The 22884-nt window shown below is 37.1% G+C and carries 17 protein-coding genes; 3 read left to right on the forward strand and 14 right to left on the reverse strand.

From position 1 onward, the window contains the following. Positions 1-26: 26 nt before the first annotated feature. A complete protein-coding gene (gene menA / locus P3G65_RS07400) occupies positions 27-986 on the reverse strand; it encodes a 1,4-dihydroxy-2-naphthoate polyprenyltransferase (RefSeq protein ID WP_004256242.1) in 960 nt (319 codons plus the stop codon). 198 nt (positions 987-1184) lie between these two features. Further along, a complete protein-coding gene (locus tag P3G65_RS07405) occupies positions 1185-3167 on the reverse strand; it encodes an FAD-dependent oxidoreductase (protein WP_019292698.1) in 1983 nt (660 codons plus the stop codon). Positions 3168-3422: 255 nt separating this feature from the next. Between P3G65_RS07405 and P3G65_RS07410 the strand changes: the two genes are divergently transcribed. Both P3G65_RS07410 and P3G65_RS07415 read left to right on the forward strand, forming a co-directional pair. After that, positions 3423-3776: an iron-sulfur cluster biosynthesis family protein gene (locus tag P3G65_RS07410; protein WP_004256237.1), complete on the forward strand. Its 354-nt coding sequence runs from the start codon at positions 3423-3425 to the stop codon at positions 3774-3776. 134 nt (positions 3777-3910) lie between these two features. Next, positions 3911-5080, forward strand: a complete 1170-nt coding sequence (locus P3G65_RS07415) for an AI-2E family transporter (RefSeq protein ID WP_004256235.1) — start codon at positions 3911-3913, stop codon at positions 5078-5080. Positions 5081-5093: 13 nt separating this feature from the next. Here P3G65_RS07415 and P3G65_RS07420 read toward each other — a convergent pair whose 3' ends face one another. From P3G65_RS07420 to P3G65_RS07445, 6 genes are all read right to left on the reverse strand, one after another. Next, entirely contained in the window at positions 5094-5903 is an 810-nt protein-coding gene (locus tag P3G65_RS07420; protein WP_004256233.1) for an alpha/beta fold hydrolase, read from the reverse strand. 153 nt (positions 5904-6056) lie between these two features. After that, a complete protein-coding gene (gene leuS / locus P3G65_RS07425) occupies positions 6057-8537 on the reverse strand; it encodes a leucine--tRNA ligase (RefSeq protein WP_004256231.1) in 2481 nt (826 codons plus the stop codon). A gap of 106 nt (positions 8538-8643) precedes the next feature. Then, a complete protein-coding gene (locus P3G65_RS07430) occupies positions 8644-9321 on the reverse strand; it encodes a helix-turn-helix domain-containing protein (RefSeq protein ID WP_004256228.1) in 678 nt (225 codons plus the stop codon). Positions 9322-9355: 34 nt separating this feature from the next. After that, positions 9356-10327: a ribose-phosphate diphosphokinase gene (locus P3G65_RS07435; protein WP_284071146.1), complete on the reverse strand. Its 972-nt coding sequence runs from the start codon at positions 10325-10327 to the stop codon at positions 9356-9358. A 160-nt stretch (positions 10328-10487) separates the two neighbouring features. Beyond that, a complete protein-coding gene (gene ftsY / locus P3G65_RS07440; RefSeq protein WP_004256222.1) occupies positions 10488-11789 on the reverse strand; it encodes a signal recognition particle-docking protein FtsY in 1302 nt (433 codons plus the stop codon). Between the two features lie 8 nt (positions 11790-11797). After that, positions 11798-12607: a Cof-type HAD-IIB family hydrolase gene (locus tag P3G65_RS07445; RefSeq protein WP_004256220.1), complete on the reverse strand. Its 810-nt coding sequence runs from the start codon at positions 12605-12607 to the stop codon at positions 11798-11800. A 322-nt stretch (positions 12608-12929) separates the two neighbouring features. On the opposite strand from P3G65_RS07445, the gene P3G65_RS07450 reads away from it, so the two are divergent. Then, positions 12930-14255, forward strand: a complete 1326-nt coding sequence (locus P3G65_RS07450; protein ID WP_019292699.1) for a hypothetical protein — start codon at positions 12930-12932, stop codon at positions 14253-14255. A 417-nt stretch (positions 14256-14672) separates the two neighbouring features. Here P3G65_RS07450 and P3G65_RS07455 read toward each other — a convergent pair whose 3' ends face one another. From P3G65_RS07455 to P3G65_RS07480, 6 genes are read right to left on the reverse strand one after another with little or no spacing between them, the layout of a single operon-like run. Beyond that, positions 14673-15440, reverse strand: coding sequence for a YibE/F family protein (locus P3G65_RS07455; protein WP_019292700.1), 768 nt, complete (start codon positions 15438-15440; stop codon positions 14673-14675). Beyond that, complete coding sequence (locus P3G65_RS07460) at positions 15433-16536, reverse strand: YibE/F family protein (protein ID WP_004256215.1); 1104 nt, start codon at positions 16534-16536, stop codon at positions 15433-15435. The genes P3G65_RS07455 and P3G65_RS07460 overlap by 8 nt, the downstream gene beginning before the upstream one ends. Further along, positions 16529-18622, reverse strand: a complete 2094-nt coding sequence (locus tag P3G65_RS07465; RefSeq protein ID WP_004256212.1) for a hypothetical protein — start codon at positions 18620-18622, stop codon at positions 16529-16531. The genes P3G65_RS07460 and P3G65_RS07465 overlap by 8 nt, the downstream gene beginning before the upstream one ends. Continuing rightward, on the reverse strand, positions 18606-20180 hold the full coding sequence (locus tag P3G65_RS07470; protein WP_019292701.1) for a glycosyltransferase family 39 protein: 1575 nt from the start codon (positions 20178-20180) through the stop codon (positions 18606-18608). Before P3G65_RS07470 ends, P3G65_RS07465 begins: the two co-directional genes overlap by 17 nt. Then, positions 20134-20556, reverse strand: coding sequence for an EbsA family protein (locus P3G65_RS07475; RefSeq protein ID WP_004256207.1), 423 nt, complete (start codon positions 20554-20556; stop codon positions 20134-20136). Before P3G65_RS07475 ends, P3G65_RS07470 begins: the two co-directional genes overlap by 47 nt. 6 nt (positions 20557-20562) lie before the next feature. Beyond that, complete coding sequence (locus P3G65_RS07480; protein WP_284071147.1) at positions 20563-22800, reverse strand: LTA synthase family protein; 2238 nt, start codon at positions 22798-22800, stop codon at positions 20563-20565. Between the last annotated feature and the right edge of the window lie 84 nt (positions 22801-22884).

The raw sequence follows: 22884 nt of genomic DNA on the forward strand, positions 1-22884 counted from the left end.
CCCAAGAGGAAACTACCTTTTTTAAATTATTTTGCTACTGCTTGCCACAGAAGCGATAAAAGGAGAGAGAAAGCATAAGAGCTATTAAATAAAACCATATTTTTTAAAGAATAAACAAAGCTATGAGGCGCAGGAACTTCTGCTGCATGGTGTTTCAAGTTCTTCTGAATTATCGGAAAGGAAAGAACAGTCAATAATGTTGGCCATTCAAAAATTCCAATGAAAAAACCTAAAATAATGAAGAAATATGCACTGTACATAAGCAGTTGAAAAAGCTGAATACCTTGTTTACGTCCAATATAATAAACTAAAGTATAACGATGGTTTTTAATATCTGTATCCAAATCACGCAAGTTGTTAGCCAGCATAATATTTGCAATCGTAAAGACTAACGGTAAACTCGCAATTACCATTGCTATAGCACCAACTATATCTCCAGAAAGCGCAAAAGAGTTTGCCGCAAAGTTGAGATCAAGTTTAAAAATAGGATTTTCTGCACTATTGATGAGAATCACCATTGCAAAGATTCCAAATCCCATTGTTCCACCGGAAAAGATTTCACCCAATGGCATACGAGAAAGAGGTATCGGACCATAAGTATAAAAAACGCCGATAAAGAAGACGATGCCTCCCAGCACCAAAAAGAGCCAGCCCGTAAAATAAGCCAAAAGGAAACCCAAACCCAGGCTGACAAGAACCATGAATACTATCAAATTTCTAACAAAATGTGGTGACAGATTAGCTTTACCAATAATATTTTCTTGTTTTTGATAAATTTCATCTTTAGCTTTTTGAAAATCTTGATAATTGTTAATCGCTGTTACCGTCATATCAAAAATAAGCATAGCCAATAAAAAAAGAAACGATAGGCCAGCATTAAATGTTTTAAAATAACTCAGACTGAAAAGTAAGCCAATAATATAAGGAAATATACTGGCAATTTTGGTTTTAATTTCAACAAGTTCTAAAAATGTTTTAAATGTCATAAAGCGTTTGGGATATCCTTCACTATATTTTCTTTGGTTTTCAAACAATCAAACTTCCTAGATGTTTAATTCTTCTTAGGATGCTCATCTTTTCCAGACAGCATGAACACTCTATATTATAGCTGATAAATACTCCAGAATCAATTTCCGAAGGAATTTATCAGAAATAAAAAATAGCTCTAATGAGCTATTTTTTAATTAACGTCCTTTATAAATTGAACGAGATTTACCATACCATACTTGGGTAAGTATTTTTTGAATCCAAGGTTGAACCCATTTATCTAAACCAAATGCGCGGCCTGAACCGTTCATTAAGGCAATTGCTACTGGAATAAACCAGATGTTTACCCAGAAGAACATACCAGATAGTGCGAACATCACTGTCAATGCTGCAGTTACAGCTGATGCAATCCAAGTAAAGAGACCAAAGATAATAGCAAGAGCAAGTAAAACTTCAACGATAGACATGAATTTTTGCATGAACAATGCAACATCACGATTTGGAATCATGAACTTAAAGATAGGTTCCATCCAATGTGGTACTTTTTCAAGTACTGGCATTGGCTCTGTACCATAAGCATATGAGAGACCCCATTCTGTCGCTTTGTGTGCAGCTTCTGCTCCACCACTAGCAGCAGCGCCAGTTGCACCAGCAGCAGCATCTGCAGCTTTAGTTGCAGCTTCACCTGTTGCGCCAGCAGCAGCATCTGCATGTTTAGGTACTTCTTGCAACCAAGCAAATGGGAATTTAAGATCGTCTGTGAACCAAGAACCTTTACCAAACCAAGTTGTAGGATTAAAGAGTTGACCTTCACCAACAATTTTCTTCATTGCTTCTGTCAACCAAACAAGACCATAGAAGATACGAAGTGGCACAGCCCAGAGTACGTTACCTAAACGTGAAGTGTGACCACGCATGAAGTTACGATCATCTTTTGTACGGAAAACTTCATCCAAAGCATAACGCCAGAAATAATGAGCGGAACGGATTTGCAATGTGTAGATAAAGTAAACAATGTTTTTCATCAACATTGCCCAGAAACCTGTCAAACGCATGCTTCCGACTTTAGCAACACCCCAAGTTGAACCGATAGAAACCATTGTTCCTTGGTATTTGCTTTCGTGTTTATGTTTGCTTCCACCGTTAATATCTGCGATGATATTTGAAGCTGCTGTGTGCGCTGTTTGCTCTGCCGCTTCAACGATTTGTGGTGTTGGACGACCTGTATCAGGTTCGATATAACCTGAAACGTCTCCGGCTACATAGATACCTTTATCTTCAAATCCAACTGCTTCCATAAATTCATTGGCTTGGAGACGATGTCCACGTTCTGTTTCGTTAAGATTAGTCTGTGCTGCTGTATTCCCTTGAACACCTGTAGTCCAAATCAATGTGTGTGTTGGGATTTCTTTTGAAACTTTTTCTTCGTCTCGTCCACCAACATTTACTTTGATGTGATCTTCTGCAACTTCAACGATACCGTGATTTGTCAATACATTGACATTTTTCTTTTCAAGATATGCGTGTGCACGGTCTGCTTGCTTGCGGTCCAATGTGTTCAAGATTGTTGGCATCATTTCAACAACGTTGATTGTGATTTCTTCCTCAGGAATTTTCCAATCTGTTGAAACCTTCTTACGCCAGTCAATCAATTCACCAGCCATTTCAATCCCTGTGAAACCTGAGCCTGCAACAGAGATAGTCAAAAGTGCACGGCGTTTTTCATCGTCAACTTCTGTTGAACCATATTGAACAACAGTTTCAAGTTGACGTTTGATACGCATAGCATCTTCGAGTGACCAAAGAGTAAAACCGTGTTCTTTAACACCAGGTACCCCAAAGTCGTTAGGTTCACCACCAAGAGCAACTACAACATAGTCATAGTCGTAGCTTCCTTGTTCAGTGATAACCTTTTTGTTATCTTTATCAAGAGTGACAACAGCATCAGTTACAAGGCTCACATTTTTACGTTTTCCCAAAAGTTTTTGGAAGTCATATTGAACTGTTGTGAATGGCACACGTCCTGCTGCAACTTCATGAAGTTGCGTCATAGATGTATGATAACTGTGTTTGTCAATCAAAGTGATGTCAGCATTCGCTTTAAGCTTTTTCGAAAGCTCACGTGTTGCATGAACCCCAGCAACACCACCACCGATGACTACGATTTTTTTCTTAGTCATTTAAAATCGGTCTCCTACTAGTAATATAATAATGAAAAAAATTTCCATCTAACATTATATCGCTTTCATGCTGCTTTGTAAAGTCCGACATTGTGCTTCTACTAAGTAAGCGGACAAATAAAAGTTAGTTGACGAATTTATACATACCCTATCCTCTTTTTAAAGTCAAAATTAAAAATTTTATAAGAGTACCTAGCTTCTTTTTTTCAAGCTGAATTGCTGCATATCCCCCTAGCTATGTAGTACAATTATTTTATGAAGCTTACATTTGATGATACTATCACCAAGCGCCTATTAGCGCTTATTGAAGATGATCCTGCTGACTTTGTCTTAGACTTTGATCATACTTTAAGTAATGAGACACTCCCAAGCAGCTGTTGTGGCATTACACGTTATCGTATTGTTGCCGTTAATAAAGGAGAAGTTCCTAAAGTTTTTGATGGGAAAATCAGCTCACCTTTAGGTGATTTTTACTGCAAGGCTTGGGGGATGATGTATTTTGATGAAAATATGCGTGTCCGTGTTACGGCCAATCATTTGATTGAGATTATGGGCGATGGCGAAAAGATAGCCCCACATATTGAAATTGTTGACTATCGTCACCAATAAATAGTTATCCTATTTTTGTCCAAACTACAGAAATTTTCTGTGGTTTTTTCTTAAAATAATTGACAGAGTTTTCTAATGATATTACAATAAAAGGAACTACTTTATATCAAGTTACCCGAAAGGACATCTCGCCCATGGGAAAAATAAAAATCAACTGGAACCTTTGGCTTAACGGACTACTTTTTTTCGTTGTGCTTTTCTTACTTTTTAATGTCATTTCAAACATTACCCCGATTACAAAAAGCATTGGCAATTTTTTACAAATTCTCTCTCCTTTGTTTCTCGGAGCAATCGTTGCATACTTTTTAGATAAACCTATTCATAAACTTAGCTTGCTTTTTAGACGTTTGAATGTAAAATTTATCCAACATCATGCAAGAAAATTTAGTATTTTTGTCACTTATATGATTTTCTTACTTCTCCTCTTTTTTGTTATTTATTATCTCTTTCCCATTGTGGTTCGTAACTTACTCGAGTTTCTACGCTTATTACCTACGATTTACCAAAACATTTATCAATGGCTCAGCAGTAATCAATTTCAAGAGTTAGATAATTTTTTACAAATCGAAGACTCTATTCGCTCTTTTGTCAATGCGTTTAGTGCACAGGACGCCGCACGCTACATTACCAGCGGCATTGAATCTCTGAGTACCTTTACTTTCACACTTGCTTCACAGCTTTTCCGTATTGTTGTTGGCATTATCATTTCAATTTATCTTTTGTTATATAAAGAAAGTATCTTACAGATTCTCTCCCGCTTTGGGAAGATTTCTGCTAAGCAGGAGCATCTCCAAGCAATAAAATATTATCTTCGCCAAACAGATATTATCTTCTATAAATTTATTTCCACACAATTCATTGATGCATGCATCATGTGGATTTCATCCACGTTCTTACTATTTATCCTCCACATAACGGGCGTTGCTCATAATCCCTTCTCAGTGGCCTTAGGTTTGCTTATTGGTATTTGCAACATGATTCCTTATTTTGGTTCAATCTTTGCTTCAATTGTCGCAATGATTATCGCTTTTTTTACCGGCGGTTGGGAAGCAGGGCTTGTTACGATTATTATGCTCATCATCCTTCAGCAAATTGATGGAAATATCATCGGACCAAAACTAATGAGTGGTGCTTTGAATGTTAACCCCATTATCGTTATTATCTCTATCTCGATTGGCGGTGCTTATTTTGGTATATTAGGCATGTTCGTCGCTGTACCTGTCGCAGCCTTACTTAAAATTATTTTTATGGAGTATTTAGAGGCTAAGGAAAGTAAACTTTCTCTCACTCCTCACAAAAAATAAAAAAGAGTTATTTCTAACTCTTTTTTTCTTGGACTTTTTGAATAAAATTAAGGAGTTTTTGGTTAAAAGCCTCAATATTTTCCACATGAAGAATATGACCACAATCTTCAAAAATACTTACCTCTGATTGTGCGTTATGTTGTAGGTTCCGTGCTGCCTGAGCATGTTCTGGGGGAAAAATAGGCGAACACCCACCAGCAAAGAACAAATGGGGAACCGTTTCGCGCATAAGATTCTGACGCCAATCTTGCGTAATCACATTTTGAAGCAAGGCTTGGTGCTTTTGAAAATTAAAGGGCAACATCCCTTTACCTAACACACGTTTTACTTGATCTGTCAATTGACGATGAGTTAATTTTGTGCGCGGAAAATCTTTAATAAAATCAGATAATTCACCAAGAGTTTTACCTGTTTGTCCATCTAACCAGTCCGGTGCTCTCATAAATGTAGGTGCTTGATCCTCTGTTACGATTGCTGTTAACTTTCCGTCTGTAAAAAGCTCTTCATATGCCATAATGGTCGCTGCTCCCATCGAGTGTCCAACCAATACAGGTCGAGAAAGTTGCAGAGCATTCATCAACTCTTCTAAATCAGTCGCCAAACGATGTAAGGTCATCCCATAATCTACTTCTTGGCTTTGTCCATGACTCCGGTGATCATAAGTGACTACACGATAACCTGCAGCAACAAAATAATCGACTTGAAAAGCCCAAGTAACTTCACTCGCAGAATAGCCGTTAATAAAAACGATTGCTTGATTTTCTGTTGCTCCATAGCTATGATAATTGATCTGAACTCCATCATTTGTTGTATAAAAAGGCATTGTTTCTTCTTTCTATTGCTCAATCTTTTACTGTACATATCTGACAGCAAAAACTATTCATATTGTAGCAAAAAAGACGAGGAAATCCTGATTTTTTGCTTTAATGTTTGGTGAGGAATAGAAAAAGAGCGAAATTTGCTCGCTCTTTTTAGATTATTTAACAACAATATTTACCAATTTATTCGGAATCGCAATAACTTTAACGATATTTCCTTCCACTTCGACTGCTTCTAAAGCTACTTTTTCAAGTTGGTCTTTTGGTAAATCTTTTTCAATCATGACTTTAGCTTTTAACTTACCGTTGATTTGAACGACAATTTCTATTTCATCTTCAACAAGTTTGCTTTCATCAAATGATGGCCACGCAACATACGAAATACCTGCTTCATTACCGAGTTCAACCCAAAGTTCTTCTGCAAGGTGAGGTGCAAACGGAGCTAAAAGTTGAACAAAGCCTTTCGCATATTCAAGCGGTAATGTTTTAGACTTATTGGCTGCATTTACAAAGATCATCAATTGAGAAATTGCTGTATTAAACAACATGTGATCCAAGCGCTCGGTAACGTTTTTAACTGTTTCATTATAAACTTTATCTAGGCTACCATCATTTTCTTCAGTGATTGTGCTATTGCTGAGCAAACGAACCACACGATCCAAGAATTTACGTGCACCTTCCAGTCCTTCTTCTGACCAAGGAATACTTGCATCTAAAGGTCCCATGAACATTTCATAAACACGTAAAGTATCGGCTCCGTAACGTTTAACGACATCATCGGGATTAACCACATTTTTCAATGATTTAGACATTTTAGCTGGAGCTTGCTCAAGCTCTTCGCCAGTCTCAACATTGTAATAAGAGCCATCACGTTTTTCAACCTTATCTGTAGCAACCAAAGCACCGCGACTATCGCGATAAGAAGTTCCCAAAATCATCCCTTGATTGAAAAGTTTTTGGAAGGGTTCATTTGTTGGAACAACACCCAAGTCAAAGAGAACTTTATGCCAAAATCTTGCATAGAGAAGGTGAAGAACCGCATGTTCGGCTCCGCCGACATAAATATCAACAGGAAGCCATTCTTTAATCAGCTCTGGATCAGCAATAGCTTGGCTATTTTTAGGGTCAATGTAGCGCAAGTAATACCATGACGAACCGGCCCATTGTGGCATTGTATTTGTTTCACGACGACCTTTTACACCATCTTCGCGTGTCACAGTCAGCCAATCTGTTAAATTCGCCAAAGGTGATTCACCAGTACCTGACGGTTTAATATTTGAAGTTTTTGGTAAAACTAATGGCAGTTCTTCTTCTGGAACAGCAGTAGTTGTGCCATCTTCCCAATGAATAATTGGGATTGGCTCGCCCCAATAACGTTGACGACTAAAGAGCCAGTCACGTAGACGATAAGTCACTTTACGAGAGCCGATACCTTTTTCTTCCAGATAAGCGACCATTTTTTCAATCGCTTCTTCCTTTTCCATACCATTCAAGAAATCAGAATTTATAATTTTTCCACCTTCTGTATGGCAGGCTTCTTGAACATTTCCACCATCAAAAACAGGAACGATTTCTAAGTCATAGACCTTAGCGAATTCCCAATCTCGTTCATCATGTCCAGGTACTGCCATAACGGCACCATGTCCATAGCTTGCAAGAACGTAATCAGCGATCCAGATAGGCATTTTCTTGCCACTTACTGGATTAATTGCGTATGCACCTGTCCAAACACCTGTTTTATCCTTTGCCAAGTCTGTACGAGCCAAATCTGACTTAAGGCTAGCTTGATGTTTATAGTCTTCTACAGCATCAGCTTGTTCAGCAGTAGTAATTTTTTCTACTAATGGATGCTCTGGTGCAAGAACAGCAAATGTTGAGCCAAAAAGTGTTTCGGGACGCGTTGTGAAAACTGTAAATTCTTCATCGCTACCCTCAACTTTAAAGTTGATGTCCGCACCAACAGATTTACCAATCCAGTTACGTTGCATTTCTTTGATTGATTCTGGCCAGTCCAGGTCTTCCAAATCATTAAGCAAACGCTCCGCATAGGCTGTAATCTTCAGCATCCATTGACGCATCGGTTTACGAACAACTGGATAGCCGCCACGCTCTGAAGTACCATCAGGGAGCACTTCTTCATTGGCGATAGCTGTTCCTAATTCTTCAACCCAGTTAACAGCTACTTCAGCTTCATAGGCCAAACCTTTTTCATACAGCTTCGTAAAAATCCACTGTGTCCATTTATAAAATTCTGGATCAGTTGTATTTACTTCACGTTCCCAGTCATAGCTGAAACCGAGGCTGTTGATTTGACGTTTAAAAGTAGCAATATTTTTCGCTGTAAATTCGACAGGATCATTACCTGTATCGATTGCATACTGCTCAGCAGGCAAGCCAAAAGCATCCCAACCCATTGGATGAAGGACATTATAGCCTTGCGCACGTTTATAGCGGCTCAGAATATCTGTTGCTGTATAACCTTCAGGGTGCCCCACGTGAAGACCTGCTCCTGATGGATAAGGAAACATATCGAGTGCATAAAATTTCGGTTTGTTTTTGTCTGTTCCTGTACGGAAAGTGTTATTGTCCGCCCAGTATTTTTGCCACTTGGCTTCAATGTCAATGTGTTTGTATTCCATATTTCATTCCTTAAAGTTTTTTATAAATTATATTTACAAATCTCAAATTCTATTATATCAAAAAAATCAAAAAAGCAGATTGCTGCTTTTTATCTGTAGCAGAAAATTATTCATGACCGATTAGACCAAATGCTAAAACTAAGTCACTGCCTACAAGTTGTAAGCCATATTTCTGCTCATATTTTTTTACTTTATTGAGTAAGGTGTTCCGATGAACATAGAGCAGCTTTGCTGCAGCTGCTTGGTTGCCGTATGTCGTGTAAAGGGCACGTACTAACGCCTTATCTTCAGGACTTTGAAGAAGCTCTTGTCTGATGTTATTCAATAATAAACTCTCGACATGATGGAGACCCTGAGCCAGAATAGACTCACTAAAACTGGCTTTTTGCTGAAAAAACTGTGTTTCTTCTTGATAGACTTGCTCGAGCTCTTCGTTGGACACAAAGCTTCCGAGGTAATATTGAAGTTTCTCACCCATATCTTGAGACAAGACTTTTAGACTATCTGTAAGCTCTGATTTACTCAGATTATTCCCAGTATATTCTTCAATAACGAATTGTTTTTCAGCATTTTCTCGTATTACATCGGGCAAGATAAATTTTATATTTTCTACAAGTTCTGAAAAATCCGCAACAGCAAATTGCAAGATACGAAATCGTCCTATAGGTAAAGACGAAAAGTCAGTAGTCTGCTCTGAAAGTAAGGCTATTAAAGTACGCTCTCGTTGATTAAGCTCTGATTCTTCCACGTTGCGGTAAAGTTTTTTTATCTTTTCTATTTCCATTTTTCAAAAAAGTGACCTAAAGGTCACTCTGCTCTTAATTTTCCGTAGGGATGTGTAATTCGAAAAGTGGTGACAATGGACGTTTCTCGTGAATACGGATAATGGCATCGGCAAGCAATGGTGCGATTGAAATCTCAACAATCTTATCACTGCGACGTTCATCTGGTATTTCAATAGTATCCAAAACTACCAACTTATAAATTCCTGAACTTTCGATACGTTCAATAGCTGGACCTGATAAAACAGCATGTGTACATGAAGCATAAACTTCAGTAGCACCAAGCTCTTTCAAGGCATTTGCGGCCAAAGTAATTGTACCAGCTGTATCAATCATATCATCAATCAAGATACACTTCTTCCCTTTAACATCACCGATAATATTCATAATTTCAGCAACGTTGGCACGTGGACGACGTTTATCAATGATTGCGATTGGTGCTTTCAAGAAAGCCGCTAACTTGCGTGCACGGCCCACACCACCATGGTCAGGAGAAACGATTACTAAATCATCGCCATTGGCAAAGCCGTGACGACGGAAGTAATCAGCAATCAATGGTGAGCCCATAAGGTGATCCACAGGAATATTGAAGAAACCTTGAATCTGAGCAGCATGCAAATCAAAGGTAATCAAGCGGTCTGCACCAGCAATTTGAAGCATGTTTGCGACCAATTTTGATGTGATTGGTTCGCGTGCACGTGCTTTACGGTCTTGACGGGCATAACCATAGTAAGGCATTACCACATTGATTGAGGCAGCACTGGCACGTTTTAAGGCATCCATCATAATCAACAGTTCCATTAAGTTTTCATTAACAGGGGCACTTGTTGATTGGAGGATAAAGACGTGTTCTCCACGGATACTTTCATCGATTTTGACTTCGACTTCACCATCATTATAAGTGAGCACGCGTGATTTTCCAACTTGGATACCAATTTCTTTTGCAACTTTATGAGCCAACTTTTGGTTAGATGAAAGTGCAAATAACTTCAAATTTGAATACGACATGATAGCCTTTCTATATAAAACAGTTCTCTAATTAGACCTTTCCATTTTATCGTGAATTGTGTTTTTTTTCAAGTCCCGATAAACTATCCTAAAGCGAGGCTTTACCATTTTCATCCTAAAATTGAAAAAATGCCTATCTTTTACAGATAGACATTTTTTACTAGATGAGCTCCTTAAATAAACCACGTACAAAGAATTCTTCATCAAAGTCTGTAAGATCATTAATCCCTTCGCCCAGTCCGACAAGTTTTACCGGAATTTTCAAGCTCTGAACGATAGATAAAACAATTCCCCCTTTTGCGGAACCATCTAACTTGGTCAAAGCAATCCCCGTAATCGGTGTTACTGCGCTAAATTCTTTAGCTTGTTGAATAGCATTTTGACCTGTTGTTGCATCCAAAGCAAGAATCACTTCATGTGGTGCAGCAGGCAACTCACGCTTGATAATTTTTCCTATTTTTTCCAGTTCTTTCATCAAGTTATCTTTGTTTTGAAGACGACCAGCTGTATCAATCAAAAGAATATCATAGTTTTCTTCTTTTGCTTTTACGACAGCATCAAATACTACACTGGCTGGATCTGAACCTGCTGGTTTCGTGACAACAGGAACCTCTGAGCGTTTGCCCCACTCCACAAGTTGATCAATCGCACCAGCACGGAAAGTATCAGCAGCTGCAAGAAGGACTTTTTTACCTTCATTTTTATAACGATGAGCAAGTTTACCAATTGTTGTTGTCTTACCTACACCATTTACACCAACAAAAAGGAAAACAGTGAGTTCATCTTGGATATTTAACTCAGACGGTACTTTTTCATCATCAAATTTATCTACAATTTTTTCAACAATTAATTGCCGTAATGCTTCTTGTGATTTTGCATTTGCCAATTTGGCTTCGTTCCGCAACTCTTCTGTAACTTCTAAAGCTAAGTCAACACCAACGTCTGACATAATAAGTGTTTCTTCAAGCACTTCAAAGAATTCTTCGTCCACAGAACGGAAATTAGCTAAAAAGGCATTGAAACGTTGACCAAAAGTCTTACGTGTTTTTTCTAAAGACTTGTCGTATTTTTCTTCAATATTGGTAGTTTCTTCCTCTTGAGTTGGTGAATCTACTGAAACTTCATTCTCTTCTAAGACTTCTTCCTTTGAGGCAATTGCTTCGACTTCAGCTGCTTCAAGCTCTTCAATTTCATCTTCTAGAATATCAGATTCTTCTTGGAATTCTTCTTTTTCTTCGGCTTCTGCAGCTGAAGGCTCATCTGCAAATTCAGCTACAACTTCAGGCATCGTTTCTGTTAAAACTTCTTCATCTGGCTCACTCTGAACGAGTTCTTCAGTTTCTACTTCTTCATCTACGACTTCCCCTGCTTCAACCTCTGGCTGTTCTTTTACTTCAACAACTTCTTCAGGAACATCTTCGATTTCCTTTTTCTTACCAAATAAACGATCAAATAATCCCATATTTCCTCCTACAAAACATATTCTTGAATGACTTCTGCAACTGCATGTTGGTCATTCGTAAAGTTTGAAATAATATTGGCTTCCTTCTTCACAGTCGGTACAGCATTTCCCATTGCAACACCATAACCAGCCCATGAAATCATGCTTAAATCATTTTCTTCATCACCCATCGCCATAACATTTTCAGGTGTGATATCCAATTGTTCAATCAGTTTTGATAAACCAAAGGCCTTATTTATTCCTTTAGGCATGAATTCTAACAAAATATCACGTGTTTTAAAAATTTCAAACTGGTCAAATAATGTTTTGGGAAATTTAGGAATCTGTGCATCCAGAAAAGCCGCATCTGTACAAGAAACAATCTTATTATAAATTGCATCAGGAGCAAGCTCTTCAAATTTTACGGGGTGAAATTCCAAAAGGCTGTTGATAAAGCCATATTGAGATTGTCGTGCACTCTCCGTGACATAGACAATGTCATCACTTAAAACATCACATGGAATTTCCAAAGCTTGAGTTTCCTGCTTGATGAGGCGAACATCATCATAAGTCAATACTTTCTTTGAAAGAATTTCCCCTGTATTACGTTGCACTAACCCACCATTAAAGGTAATACTAAAGTCATTGAAATCTAGCATCTTCAATGTTTTCAAAAAAGGTTGAATTGCTGCAAGAGGGCGGCCAGTTGTTAAAACTACTTCTACACCGTTCTGACGTGCTTTTTGGATTGCTTCAATATTTGGAGCAGAAATCTCTTTTGCACTGTTCAGCAGTGTTCCATCAAGATCTAAAGCGATCAATTTTACATCATTTGTCATGTTTATATTATAACATACTCTGCCCTACGATAATTGCTCCCTAAGATGCATTTTTTTAGACCAGAAATTAAAAGAGTGAAAGGCATATTCTTTTTACGTATAAGAAATAAGGAAGGTTTTATGAGCTTTAACAGGAAAATTTTTGAAGTCTTTTCCTTGAGATTTTAGCTCTCTAGGTACTTCAGAAGAGAGGAGGAAAAGTCATAAAACTCTAGAAAAACAGTAACATTAAACCATTTTCCATCAAGAACTCTCTAAAGAGAGTTAACCAAGTAATTAGACTGTGGCAAAAGCCACCTCAGTTTTAGTAAAGGAAACAACTATGACAAAAAAACTCTTTGTTCTTACTTCCATTTTATCCCTCACAATGGGTACAGTTCTCGTGGGCTGTGCAAGTGGGGATAGCAAGACGACAGATACTTCAAAAGAAAAAACAAATCAATCTAAAGAAAACATTTCCTCTTTTAATTTTATCTCCAATAAAAATCAACCTGAAACAGTGAAAGATTTTTTACCGCTATTTGCTCAGCAATTAAAAAAATATAATCAAGTCGCTGAAAAAATTTGGCCCAAAAATGCCGTGACGGGCATCCCTGTAGTTTTAGAAGATACAGAAAGTAAAAAAATGTGGAAAATAAATCCAGATGGACAAATCAGTGATTTTTCTGAAAAAGAAGCTAAGGAGCTGAATGTTGAACGCTCTGAAGCACCGGGGACTTGGGGGGATTATGGCAAGCAGTTTGATAAGTTTGGTGTAGATGCTCAATATAGCCTTGAGGGAAAAACTCTTGAAGGTGGTGGAATGTATTTTTCACTAGATAGCGCTGCACTCAAAAATAAAGAGATGTGGAATCGCTATCCACACTTAGGATCATACGATGCTTTGGTCTTTGTTTTACATGAGAATTTCCATATATTTGAACAAACAAAATGGAATAAACTATCAGAAACGGAGATTGCTAAGATAGGTTCAGAAAAAGACCAACATCTAGGACAAACCGAAGCACGTATTCTACGTTACCAATTAATTCAAAACTTGATGAAGGCTGTTACTCATCCAAAGGATAAGACCTTAGTTTTGCAAGCCATCGCAACATATAATGAATATAAAACAAAGCATAAAACTGACTTTGATAATGCACACTATTGGGATCGTACTGAAGGTTCTGCACAATATATGGAAATTATGACGGCTTTATATACCTACTTCCCAGATCAACTTAGCACCGATAAGGATATCACTCATGCAATCCAAACCTTAGGGAAGCAAACTAAAGGATACGGCAGTTCTACTGGAAATGTAGAAGAATCATATGATATTGGTGCTTTCGCAGGTTTATTATTGGATAATTATGATTCATCATGGAAAATGAAACTCATGAAAGATAAAGACACTACACCAATGAGTTTATTAGCTGATTATTTCCAAAATGAAAAACTTCCAGCTTACACCCCACTTAATGAAGAAGATAAAAACAAGCTTTTAGAAAAAATAACAGATAAGAAAAAAGAGCTCGTCACATATCATAAACAATCTTTAGAAGAAATGAAGAAAGAGCTTCAAGCTGCCTCAGATCCCCAGCAAAAAGAGGCATTAGAAAAGGAAATCAAAGCTCTTGAGGCAAAGATCGCCGCATTAGAAAAGTAATATAAAAAATAAACCATATTCACTTATGAATATGGTTTTATACTGTCGTGATTAAAATAAAAATAATAATTTCAGCCCCTTGGTCAGCCGTGACACCTGTTTTCTCAAAAAATTATATAAATAAAAGTATATTAAAAAGCAAACAATCGCTTGATCCATTGTTTTTAATTCATTGAGATGACGAGTAGAACGACAAGAAGCAAAACTAATAATAAAAGTAACTCCCAAACCATTAGTGAAAGTAACGGGTTCAGACCTTTAATGTGTAAACGATCCGCAATCCCATCTAATATATTTTTATTCATATGTATAATATATCAAAAAGTTTAATAGTTTGCAACATGATTTCTTTGTTTTCTTTTAAATTACAAAAAGATTAATTTAAAATTCACTTCCTCAAAAACAATAACTAAAAAGTTATTGTTTTACTTCGCTTTCCATTTTTTCAAATTCTTTTTCAACAAAATATCCCGAGAGCCAAATAGCAAAGAGAATTCCAAGCATTCCTAAAAGCATTGATGCCATATCTGCCATAAGTAATTTAGAGTTTATTATCTCAGCAAAGCTATAATGTAGCCGAACAAACCAAAGAATAAGGCTTAGAGATGATCCTAACAAACCAAAAAAGAGTGTATTTACAGCAGTTCCTAGAATTTGCTGTGAAATTATAAAGCGTTGTTCCTTAAACTGCAGCAATGTCATCTGCTCATCTTGTTCTACAACTTCAGATAAACTAGCAACCAAAGCCATAGCTGCTTCTGCAACTGCACCCAACATTGAAATAACCATGACCACAATTGCAACGTTAGAAAAATTTAACCCTATTGTAAGGGATAATTCTTCTAACTCCTCTGTATCTTCGATTGCAAAACCTTGTAGGTTACCGACATACTGTACAAGCACAGCCAAAATAAGAAGAGAAAATACAACAATGAGACTTGTTTTAAAAGAAATGTTTGTTACCATATTATCATCAGAAGACATATATATGGCAATTGCCAAAATGAGTACTGAAACAACACTTAAGAGAACAAATGTGTTCATTCCCCAAGAAAGCAAGGTTATCATTGCAAAAATCAAAATGAAATTAAGCCCTAGTCCGACGAGATTTCTTATACCTTCAACACCCGAAACTAAAATCAGTAAGCCAGTCAAAATAATAAAGAGAACAATTAAACTATTCATTTCTTGCTTCCTTTCTTAGTCCAAAACTTGTCACTACAGCCGTAATCGGAACTGCAAGTACGATACCGATCGCAGAGATAATGGTTTGTAAAAGTCCAAGATTAAGGGCAGTTCCTGCAATATAATTCCATGTGTTCCCATTTCTTAGCAAGAGCAAAGTCATGGGAATCGTTTCTGCCATAAAAATCATAAAGAGCACATTTGTTAAAGTCCCAATAATCTCTTTTCCAATTTCCATGCCGGACTTAATATAGTCTTTTTGAGACATGTTTATTTCATTAAGCTGATTTTGACGATAAAGTCCAAATAAACCAGCAACGATATCTCCAGTACCATCCATAATTGCACCTAAGACACTGATGATTGCACCTACGAAAAAGAATAAAATCGGGTTTTGAGTCACATAATTCATCATTTCAAAATGAATACCTGAATTACCTGTAAGTTTTAAAACAGAAAAGGTCAGCAGAAATGTCAAAAGGCTAGTGAGAACTGTGGTAAATAGCGTAAATAACATTTGCCGTGTAAATCCTAAAACAAAACCTAGTGAGCTGATCGCAAAGACCAATGCTAAGCAAGAAAAAGTGATAAGCGCATTTACAGAAGTAAACTGAATATCAAAAGCGAGTGCTAAAACAAAGTATAAAAGGTTAAGTAGCAAGGACAATGTAAGGAAGAGTGTTGCACGCCATCGAATAAAGCTTAAGGTTAGTCCGATAAAAAGAACAGCTAAACTCACAATCAATGCATCTCGTTTCTGGCCAACGATCTGCATCGTTCCCGCACTTTCACGCAATAAAATCTTTTGATTTTTACGATAAAGCTGTCCAGTAAGTTGGGACTGATTAGAGATATTTTTTAGATTTAAAACCTGATTTTTTTGCCTAGTATTGAGCAGCCTAACTTTAAGATTTTGCTGCACTTCTGTATCTTTATTATTGAAGTTATCACTTAAAGCTGTCTTTTCCACGGTTTTTACGTCTTCAATAATCCCCAAAGGTTCATGATAAAATCGTGCATTATGATCGACGATAACAAAAGCTGCCACTGCAACCAAGCAGGGCAGAATAATTTTTTTCAGAAAGAATTTAATCATTATTTTTTACCACAGTCAAAATTACAAAATATCCTAAGATATAAATAACCGCAAAGGTGAGAATCAGTCCTAAGGAGAATTTTGTTTTTGGCTCATTTTGTGAAATAGAGAAACCAAAAGAAGCGTACTTGCTGTTGGGCAGCTCAATCAGATGCGGATAGTCTAGATTTTCTGTATTGGTCATTAAGGCCAACGTAACAGGAACTTTTTGAATATTTTCTACTCGCAGACGATAATGACCAACTGGCATTTCCGTCTTCAAAACAGTCATCGCATCTTCTGCCAGAATTGGGGTTTCACCAACTTCTTTCCATTGCTCAGCTTCTTTTTTCTCAAGAATCAATTTCATTTCCATATTCGCGTAAGAGTTGAAATCAATACGATTGGCTGATGTAGTTAAATCAAATGCTTGAGAAATACTTTTCCCTGCTCCTAAGTCGATACTGCCTTTGCTATAACCAAAGTGATTAACCGAATGTTGCTGCGCGTTCACGACAATTGCTTGTTTTGGTTGTTTTTGCATCAATGTTAGCATCAACCCTAAAGACAACAAAGCCATAATTGGATAAGCTATCTTCAAGAGCTTGCTTCGCCCTTTTTCAGGTCTAAAGACAGTTTTTTCCGAAAAAATTTTATCAAAGCTGAGTGCAGCCGCAAGAATGATTAAAGCAAAGGTCATGAATTGGTAACGAGGTTTAACTTCCCAAAGTAAAGTATGAAAGAGTGTAATTCCCATCGTTGTTAAAATTGCTAGAGAAAAAACTGATATCTCCTCTTTTTTTGTCTTCCAAAGGCGGTAAACAATGGCAAAGAGAAATACGGTCATCAGCGCTTTAGCATAAGTTGAGATAAAGATATTAATAGCACCAATATTATCAATGACCCAACCTGGAGCTTTCGTCCAATTGTAATACCCAGAAAAAAGCTGATAATCAGTAGCCGTTGCAAAAGTCCCACAAGACCAAAGTTGACCAAACTTCGCCAATAAGAGTATTGGAATCATCCATGGATTTTTTCCTAAATGTACTAAACGCTCTTTGATTCCAGCAATATTACCTTCTTTGGCCGTTTCAAAACCAAAGTGGTTTAGTGTATAGTCACGATCAACAGGTGTCCATTCGCCCATTGATTCTGTATTTAGGCCCTCATAAATCCAGTTTACTGTTGGAAAAACATCTGGTCCTTTTAAGTCATATTGCATAGCACTTGCTAAACCACGAGTTACTCCCATTGCCAAAACAATACCAACAAAAGAAGCTAAAATGAGCTTAACTATTGAAAGCCACAATTTTTTATATTTTTTTCGTTGACTAAAGGCCACTAAGCCCAAAATTGCTAAAGCAATCAGAATGATGATCACATTGGGGCGCGCAAGGAATCCAAGAGTAAATAAGATTGCCGTACTGACAAATTGCCAAATACCGAATGAACTTGTACGTTGAGCCTTATCAAAACGCAGTGCAACAATCAATAAAACTAAAATCGCAAATCCATCTGAATATCCTACCCTCAATAAGAAGTCATAATTCATTGGAAGCATAAGCATCAAAAGGGCCACAAAGGTTGCTAAATCTGGTCTTTTTTTCCATAGGAAGCGAACCAGCAATGCCCAAATACTTGTATTGATAAGGATATTAAAAGCATAAAAGACGAAGTAGTAAGAGATATGGAGTACTTCTGCAAGCTTCATAAATCCAACATTCAAAGCTACCAGAGGCACGAGGTTAGGATATTGCCTAATCCAAACATCCCAAACCATATCTCCTTGCATAATTCGTGTGGCCTGTGCTTGAATATGCCAAGGGTCTCCGAAAACCATCGTATGAATTTGAGTCACAGATAAAATCTGTAAGAGAAGAAAAACTGCAAAAAAGGCGAAAATAAATATTTTCAAGCCTTTTTTATTCATATTTTGAAATTTTCTATAGGCAAAACGGAGGATGAAAAAGAGCAAACCAGCACACAACACAACAGAAATAGGTTCGACAAAACCAGCATCCGTAAAAGGTTGCACAGCCATAATAGCTAAAGCTGCCATAAAGAGCCAAAGCAGAATACGATACATGCTTTTATTCAGAAATTCCATTTTTCCTCCTACTGCGTTGAATAAAGTCTACCAAGCCCATGGTTGCTAGAATAAGCATTATTGGTGCAAAGTTATAAAGGTAACGTGAATTAGCTTCCCAAAGTAGTAAGAAGCCTGTCAAACCGGCCATTGAAAGTCCAACAATGAACCATTCTGTTTTATGCTTCTTGAAAATACCTAGGAAGATTTCATACCACATCAATGGGACGATGGCTAACCAATAGAGTGTTTGTGCTGCTTTAATCAACAACCAGCCCGTAATATTCCCTTCTTCTGGCGCAAAGCTGGTCCAGTCAAAATAACGGAATATAAAGGGATTAGAATGACGATATGTATAGAAGAAATTACTCAAATCACCGTTAAACCACGTATACATGATTTTACGCCACAATTGAACCAGAACACCTGGAACACCCATTTCCTTGAGATTTTCAATAAAACGACGCTTTATCCCTTCTTTCTTTGATGCTACATCTGTAAATGATTGAGAGTAGGCCAAGACATCAGGATTGAAGCCTCCATACTTATTGATAGGATCAAAAGACATTGTTACCCAGTGAATCATCGGCAGATTGTAACGGTCATTAGCTTGTTCTGAGAAAGCTGGCTCATTTGCGATAACTGCCTTAACACCTTGATGCACACCTACAAAAAGTAATGCTGCTACAGGAACCATAATGAGCAGTTTTTTCCATTTACGGTTAAGCACAAGGAAACAAAAGACAGCAATCATTGGGATGAAAACAGTAGGTTTAATACTATAGCCAAAGAATACAACAAGGCATGCTGCTATCCACCAGATAATCATCTTGCTGGTCTTCTCTGACTGCAGTGCATAAATCATAAAGAGTAAGCCAAAAATGACAAAAGGTAAGGTCGCTGTATCTGTGTAGAGCTGTGCTCCATAAAGATAAAACGGTATAAAACCAAAAGCAACTAAATTGTAAATCAAAGCCATTTTAAGATTAGAAATCTTTTTAATGATTAATGAACCACCTAGAACAGAAAGACTTGTCAGAATTGCTGCTACTACAGTTGTCGCAATGATTCTCGATAAGTTGGTTGTGAAAGGAGCAAAAAGAGTGTTATAGACAATACCGAAAAACTGATTATTGGGATAACGTAAAAAATAGAGAAGTTCATCTTCAGTCATTGGAAGATGTGTAAATGAACGACCACCAAGCTGCATGGTATCTCTAAATATTACAAAGAAATCCCAGTCATGTGCTGTGTCAGGCACATGAATAATGAAGAAAAAAGGCACAAGCAATACTGCAAGCCCTAAAATCCACATTGACATTTTATAGTAATGTTGGATTTTACTTTCTGTAAGTGTGTCGATTTTCTTAACTGATCGATAAACGAAAACCATGTAAGTTGCTGCGATAAACATACAGATATTCCCGAGGATAAAAGCTGTGATGTACTTTTCATTCCAAACAGGTGTTTCCATGATTACATAGATATTTGTTCCAAGCCAGATGAGGCCAAAGATAAGTGACCAAAAGATCTTACACTTTCGCGGATCTTTTAAGTGTTGATGTAGTGTATTCAACATTATTTTCCTTTAAAACGTTTTGTAGTAGTTGATTGGATTTCCCCAATACAACAAAATGATATTCTTTTCCTATATAGATAAAACGAAGCGTTCTTGGCGTAAGTTTTACTGAGCTCATATAATTGAAGTCAATTTCAAGCATACCTAAACGAAAATCACGAGAAAAATGCAGTGCATTTTCTGCTGCAAAAAAGCGACGTTGTCTCACTAAGAAATAGAAAGCGAGAACCAGAAAGACCAGAATAGTTATTTGAAACCAATTCATTCGAAGATTGTTTTCATAGAAAAGAACTTGTTGGAAAGAAAGGAGAATAACCCACCACATCCAGGCTATTTTATAAATATTACTTAAAGGCTGAAAATATCCTGATTTCATAAAATATTACTTTCCTTTCTCATCTTTTTTGCTGGTGGAAGGTGCCTTTTTTGCATCTTCTTTTTCTTTATCTTTTGCTTTTGCTGCTGCTTCAGCTTCTTCTTGAGCTTTTTTCGCTGCCAAGACCGGATCGTTAAAGAGATCAACTGTAGATACTCCTTGGTTTTCGGAAAGAAGAGATGTGGAACGAGCTTTCAAGACATCTTGTTCTTCTTTCAAACGATTCCTTGTTGAAGTGACATTGTAACTATAGTTACCCGGCTGTACCGGCTTAAACTCAGGCGGAGTGTAGAAACGAAGGAGATCTTCCGTATTGAAGGTATCTGACATGTCTAACATTTTATTAACTTTTTCTTGGATGCTATCCACATACTTCTGTTGACTTTCCGTTAACTTCAGAACTTCTCCGGTCTTTGTGTCATGGTAAACCGAACTTGTCGCACTTGATTTGGTGATTGTTGGTGTGACGAAACCACGATTTCGAAGTGCAACGAATTGTTCGCGTTTTGGTGCAAAGACATCTTGTCCAAACTGGATATAATATTTTGTTGAAATACCAAGCAAGTGCTCCAAGGTTGGCATAACATCGATTTCACCGATAAATTCATCACTGATGTGTCCAGATGTTTGACCAGGAATATCAATCATGAACGGTGTACGTTGCATCATTGTATTATCATACTCTGTCCAGTTATCTGCACTTTTACCAATGAATGGGGCATAGTATTTTGTATCTGAACCAGAAATTCCGTAGTGATCACCGTAAAGAACAATAACGGATTTTTCATAAAGTCCAGATTTTTTCAAGTAATCAAAGAAATCTTTAACCGATGAATCCAGATAATTAGCGGTAACAAAATAGTTGTCAACGACTGAGTTCCCTGAACCACCTTCTAAAAGTTTTGGATTCATCTCATAATCTTCAAGACCTGTATAAGGCGTATGATTTGTAACCGTCAAATATTTCGCATAAAAAGGTTGCTGTAACTGCTCAAGATATGGAATTGAATCGTTAAAGAAATATTTATCTTTAACGCCCCAAGCAGTAGAGTTCGTTGGTGTGAGATCATAGAATGATTGGTCAAAGAAGTTTTGATAACCCATATTACGATAAACGTTATTACGACTGTAAAATGAGCCAACATTCCCATGGAAAACCGCACTTGAATAGCCTTCTTTTTGTTGCAGAATGGCTGGCATAGCTTGGAAAGTTTGTGTACTTCCTAGGCTTGAGAAGAGTGAACCAGATGATAAACCAAATGTTGAAGTTTCAAGCATGGTTTCTGCATCAGAAGTTTTTCCTTGCCCAACTTGGTTAAAGAAATTTGAGAAAGAATAAACAGAAGGATTATTATTATAAAGTGAATTCAAGAAGGGAGTAACTTCTTCACCGTTTACCTTCATATTAATGACATCTTGTTGCAGTGATTCAAGGTGAATCACGATAACGTTACGGTTTTTCGCAATCCCAAACATCTTGGCATTTGGCGCAAGATAACGATCTTCTTGAATGTATTTTTGAACTTTTGTAAAGTCAGTTTTAGAAGCCATAGCTCGAGTTTCGTTGGACACATGAGTATACCAGCTATTGGTCGCTAACCATGGGCCTAAGCCCAAATAACGGACAACATAAGTGGCATCGTATTGTGCTTGTCGTGAAACTAGACGATGCTCAGTAAGATCCGCCATCCAAAAGTTTAAGCCAAAAATCATGACAGAGGCACTGAAAACCTTAAAGGCAAAAATATTCGTAGGACGACGTTCATCCATTTTAATCTTCTTGGTAAGAAAAAGCACAAGAATAACAATAATGTCAATCCAGAACACGATGTCCACCCAAGAAATAGCGATTGAACCTAAATCGAAACCTTTTCCGACCATCCCTGCTCCCCCCGTTAAGGTGTTAAGCGTAAGAAAGTCTGAAAACTCACGATAGTAAAGGATATTTCCGTAGACTAACAAATTTCCAATCAAGTTCATTAATAGCATACCTAGATAGAAAAGCTGCTTTCTTTTAATAAACAGTATCAAGCTAAAGAAGATTGCTGTAAAGCCTATGGGATTCACAATAACCAATAGATAATCTGCAAGATTAGAAGAGTTCAAACCCTTAAAGACAGAAAAGTAAGCAATCATGGTTTTGACCCAAATAAAGAAGGTCGACCAGCATACTAAACCTAGTCGTGTATTAAAACTATTAAGTAATTTTTTCAAGGTAAACCTCAATTTATTTTTTATTTGCACAAGATTAAATTCCTTTTTTTACATTGGGAATAATTCTAACAAATGAGCCTTGAGCTAAGCTTAAGCTTCATATGGCTGATCTGT

Source organism: Lactococcus sp. bn62, assembly GCF_029492705.2.
Taxonomy (GTDB): domain Bacteria; phylum Bacillota; class Bacilli; order Lactobacillales; family Streptococcaceae; genus Lactococcus; species Lactococcus petauri.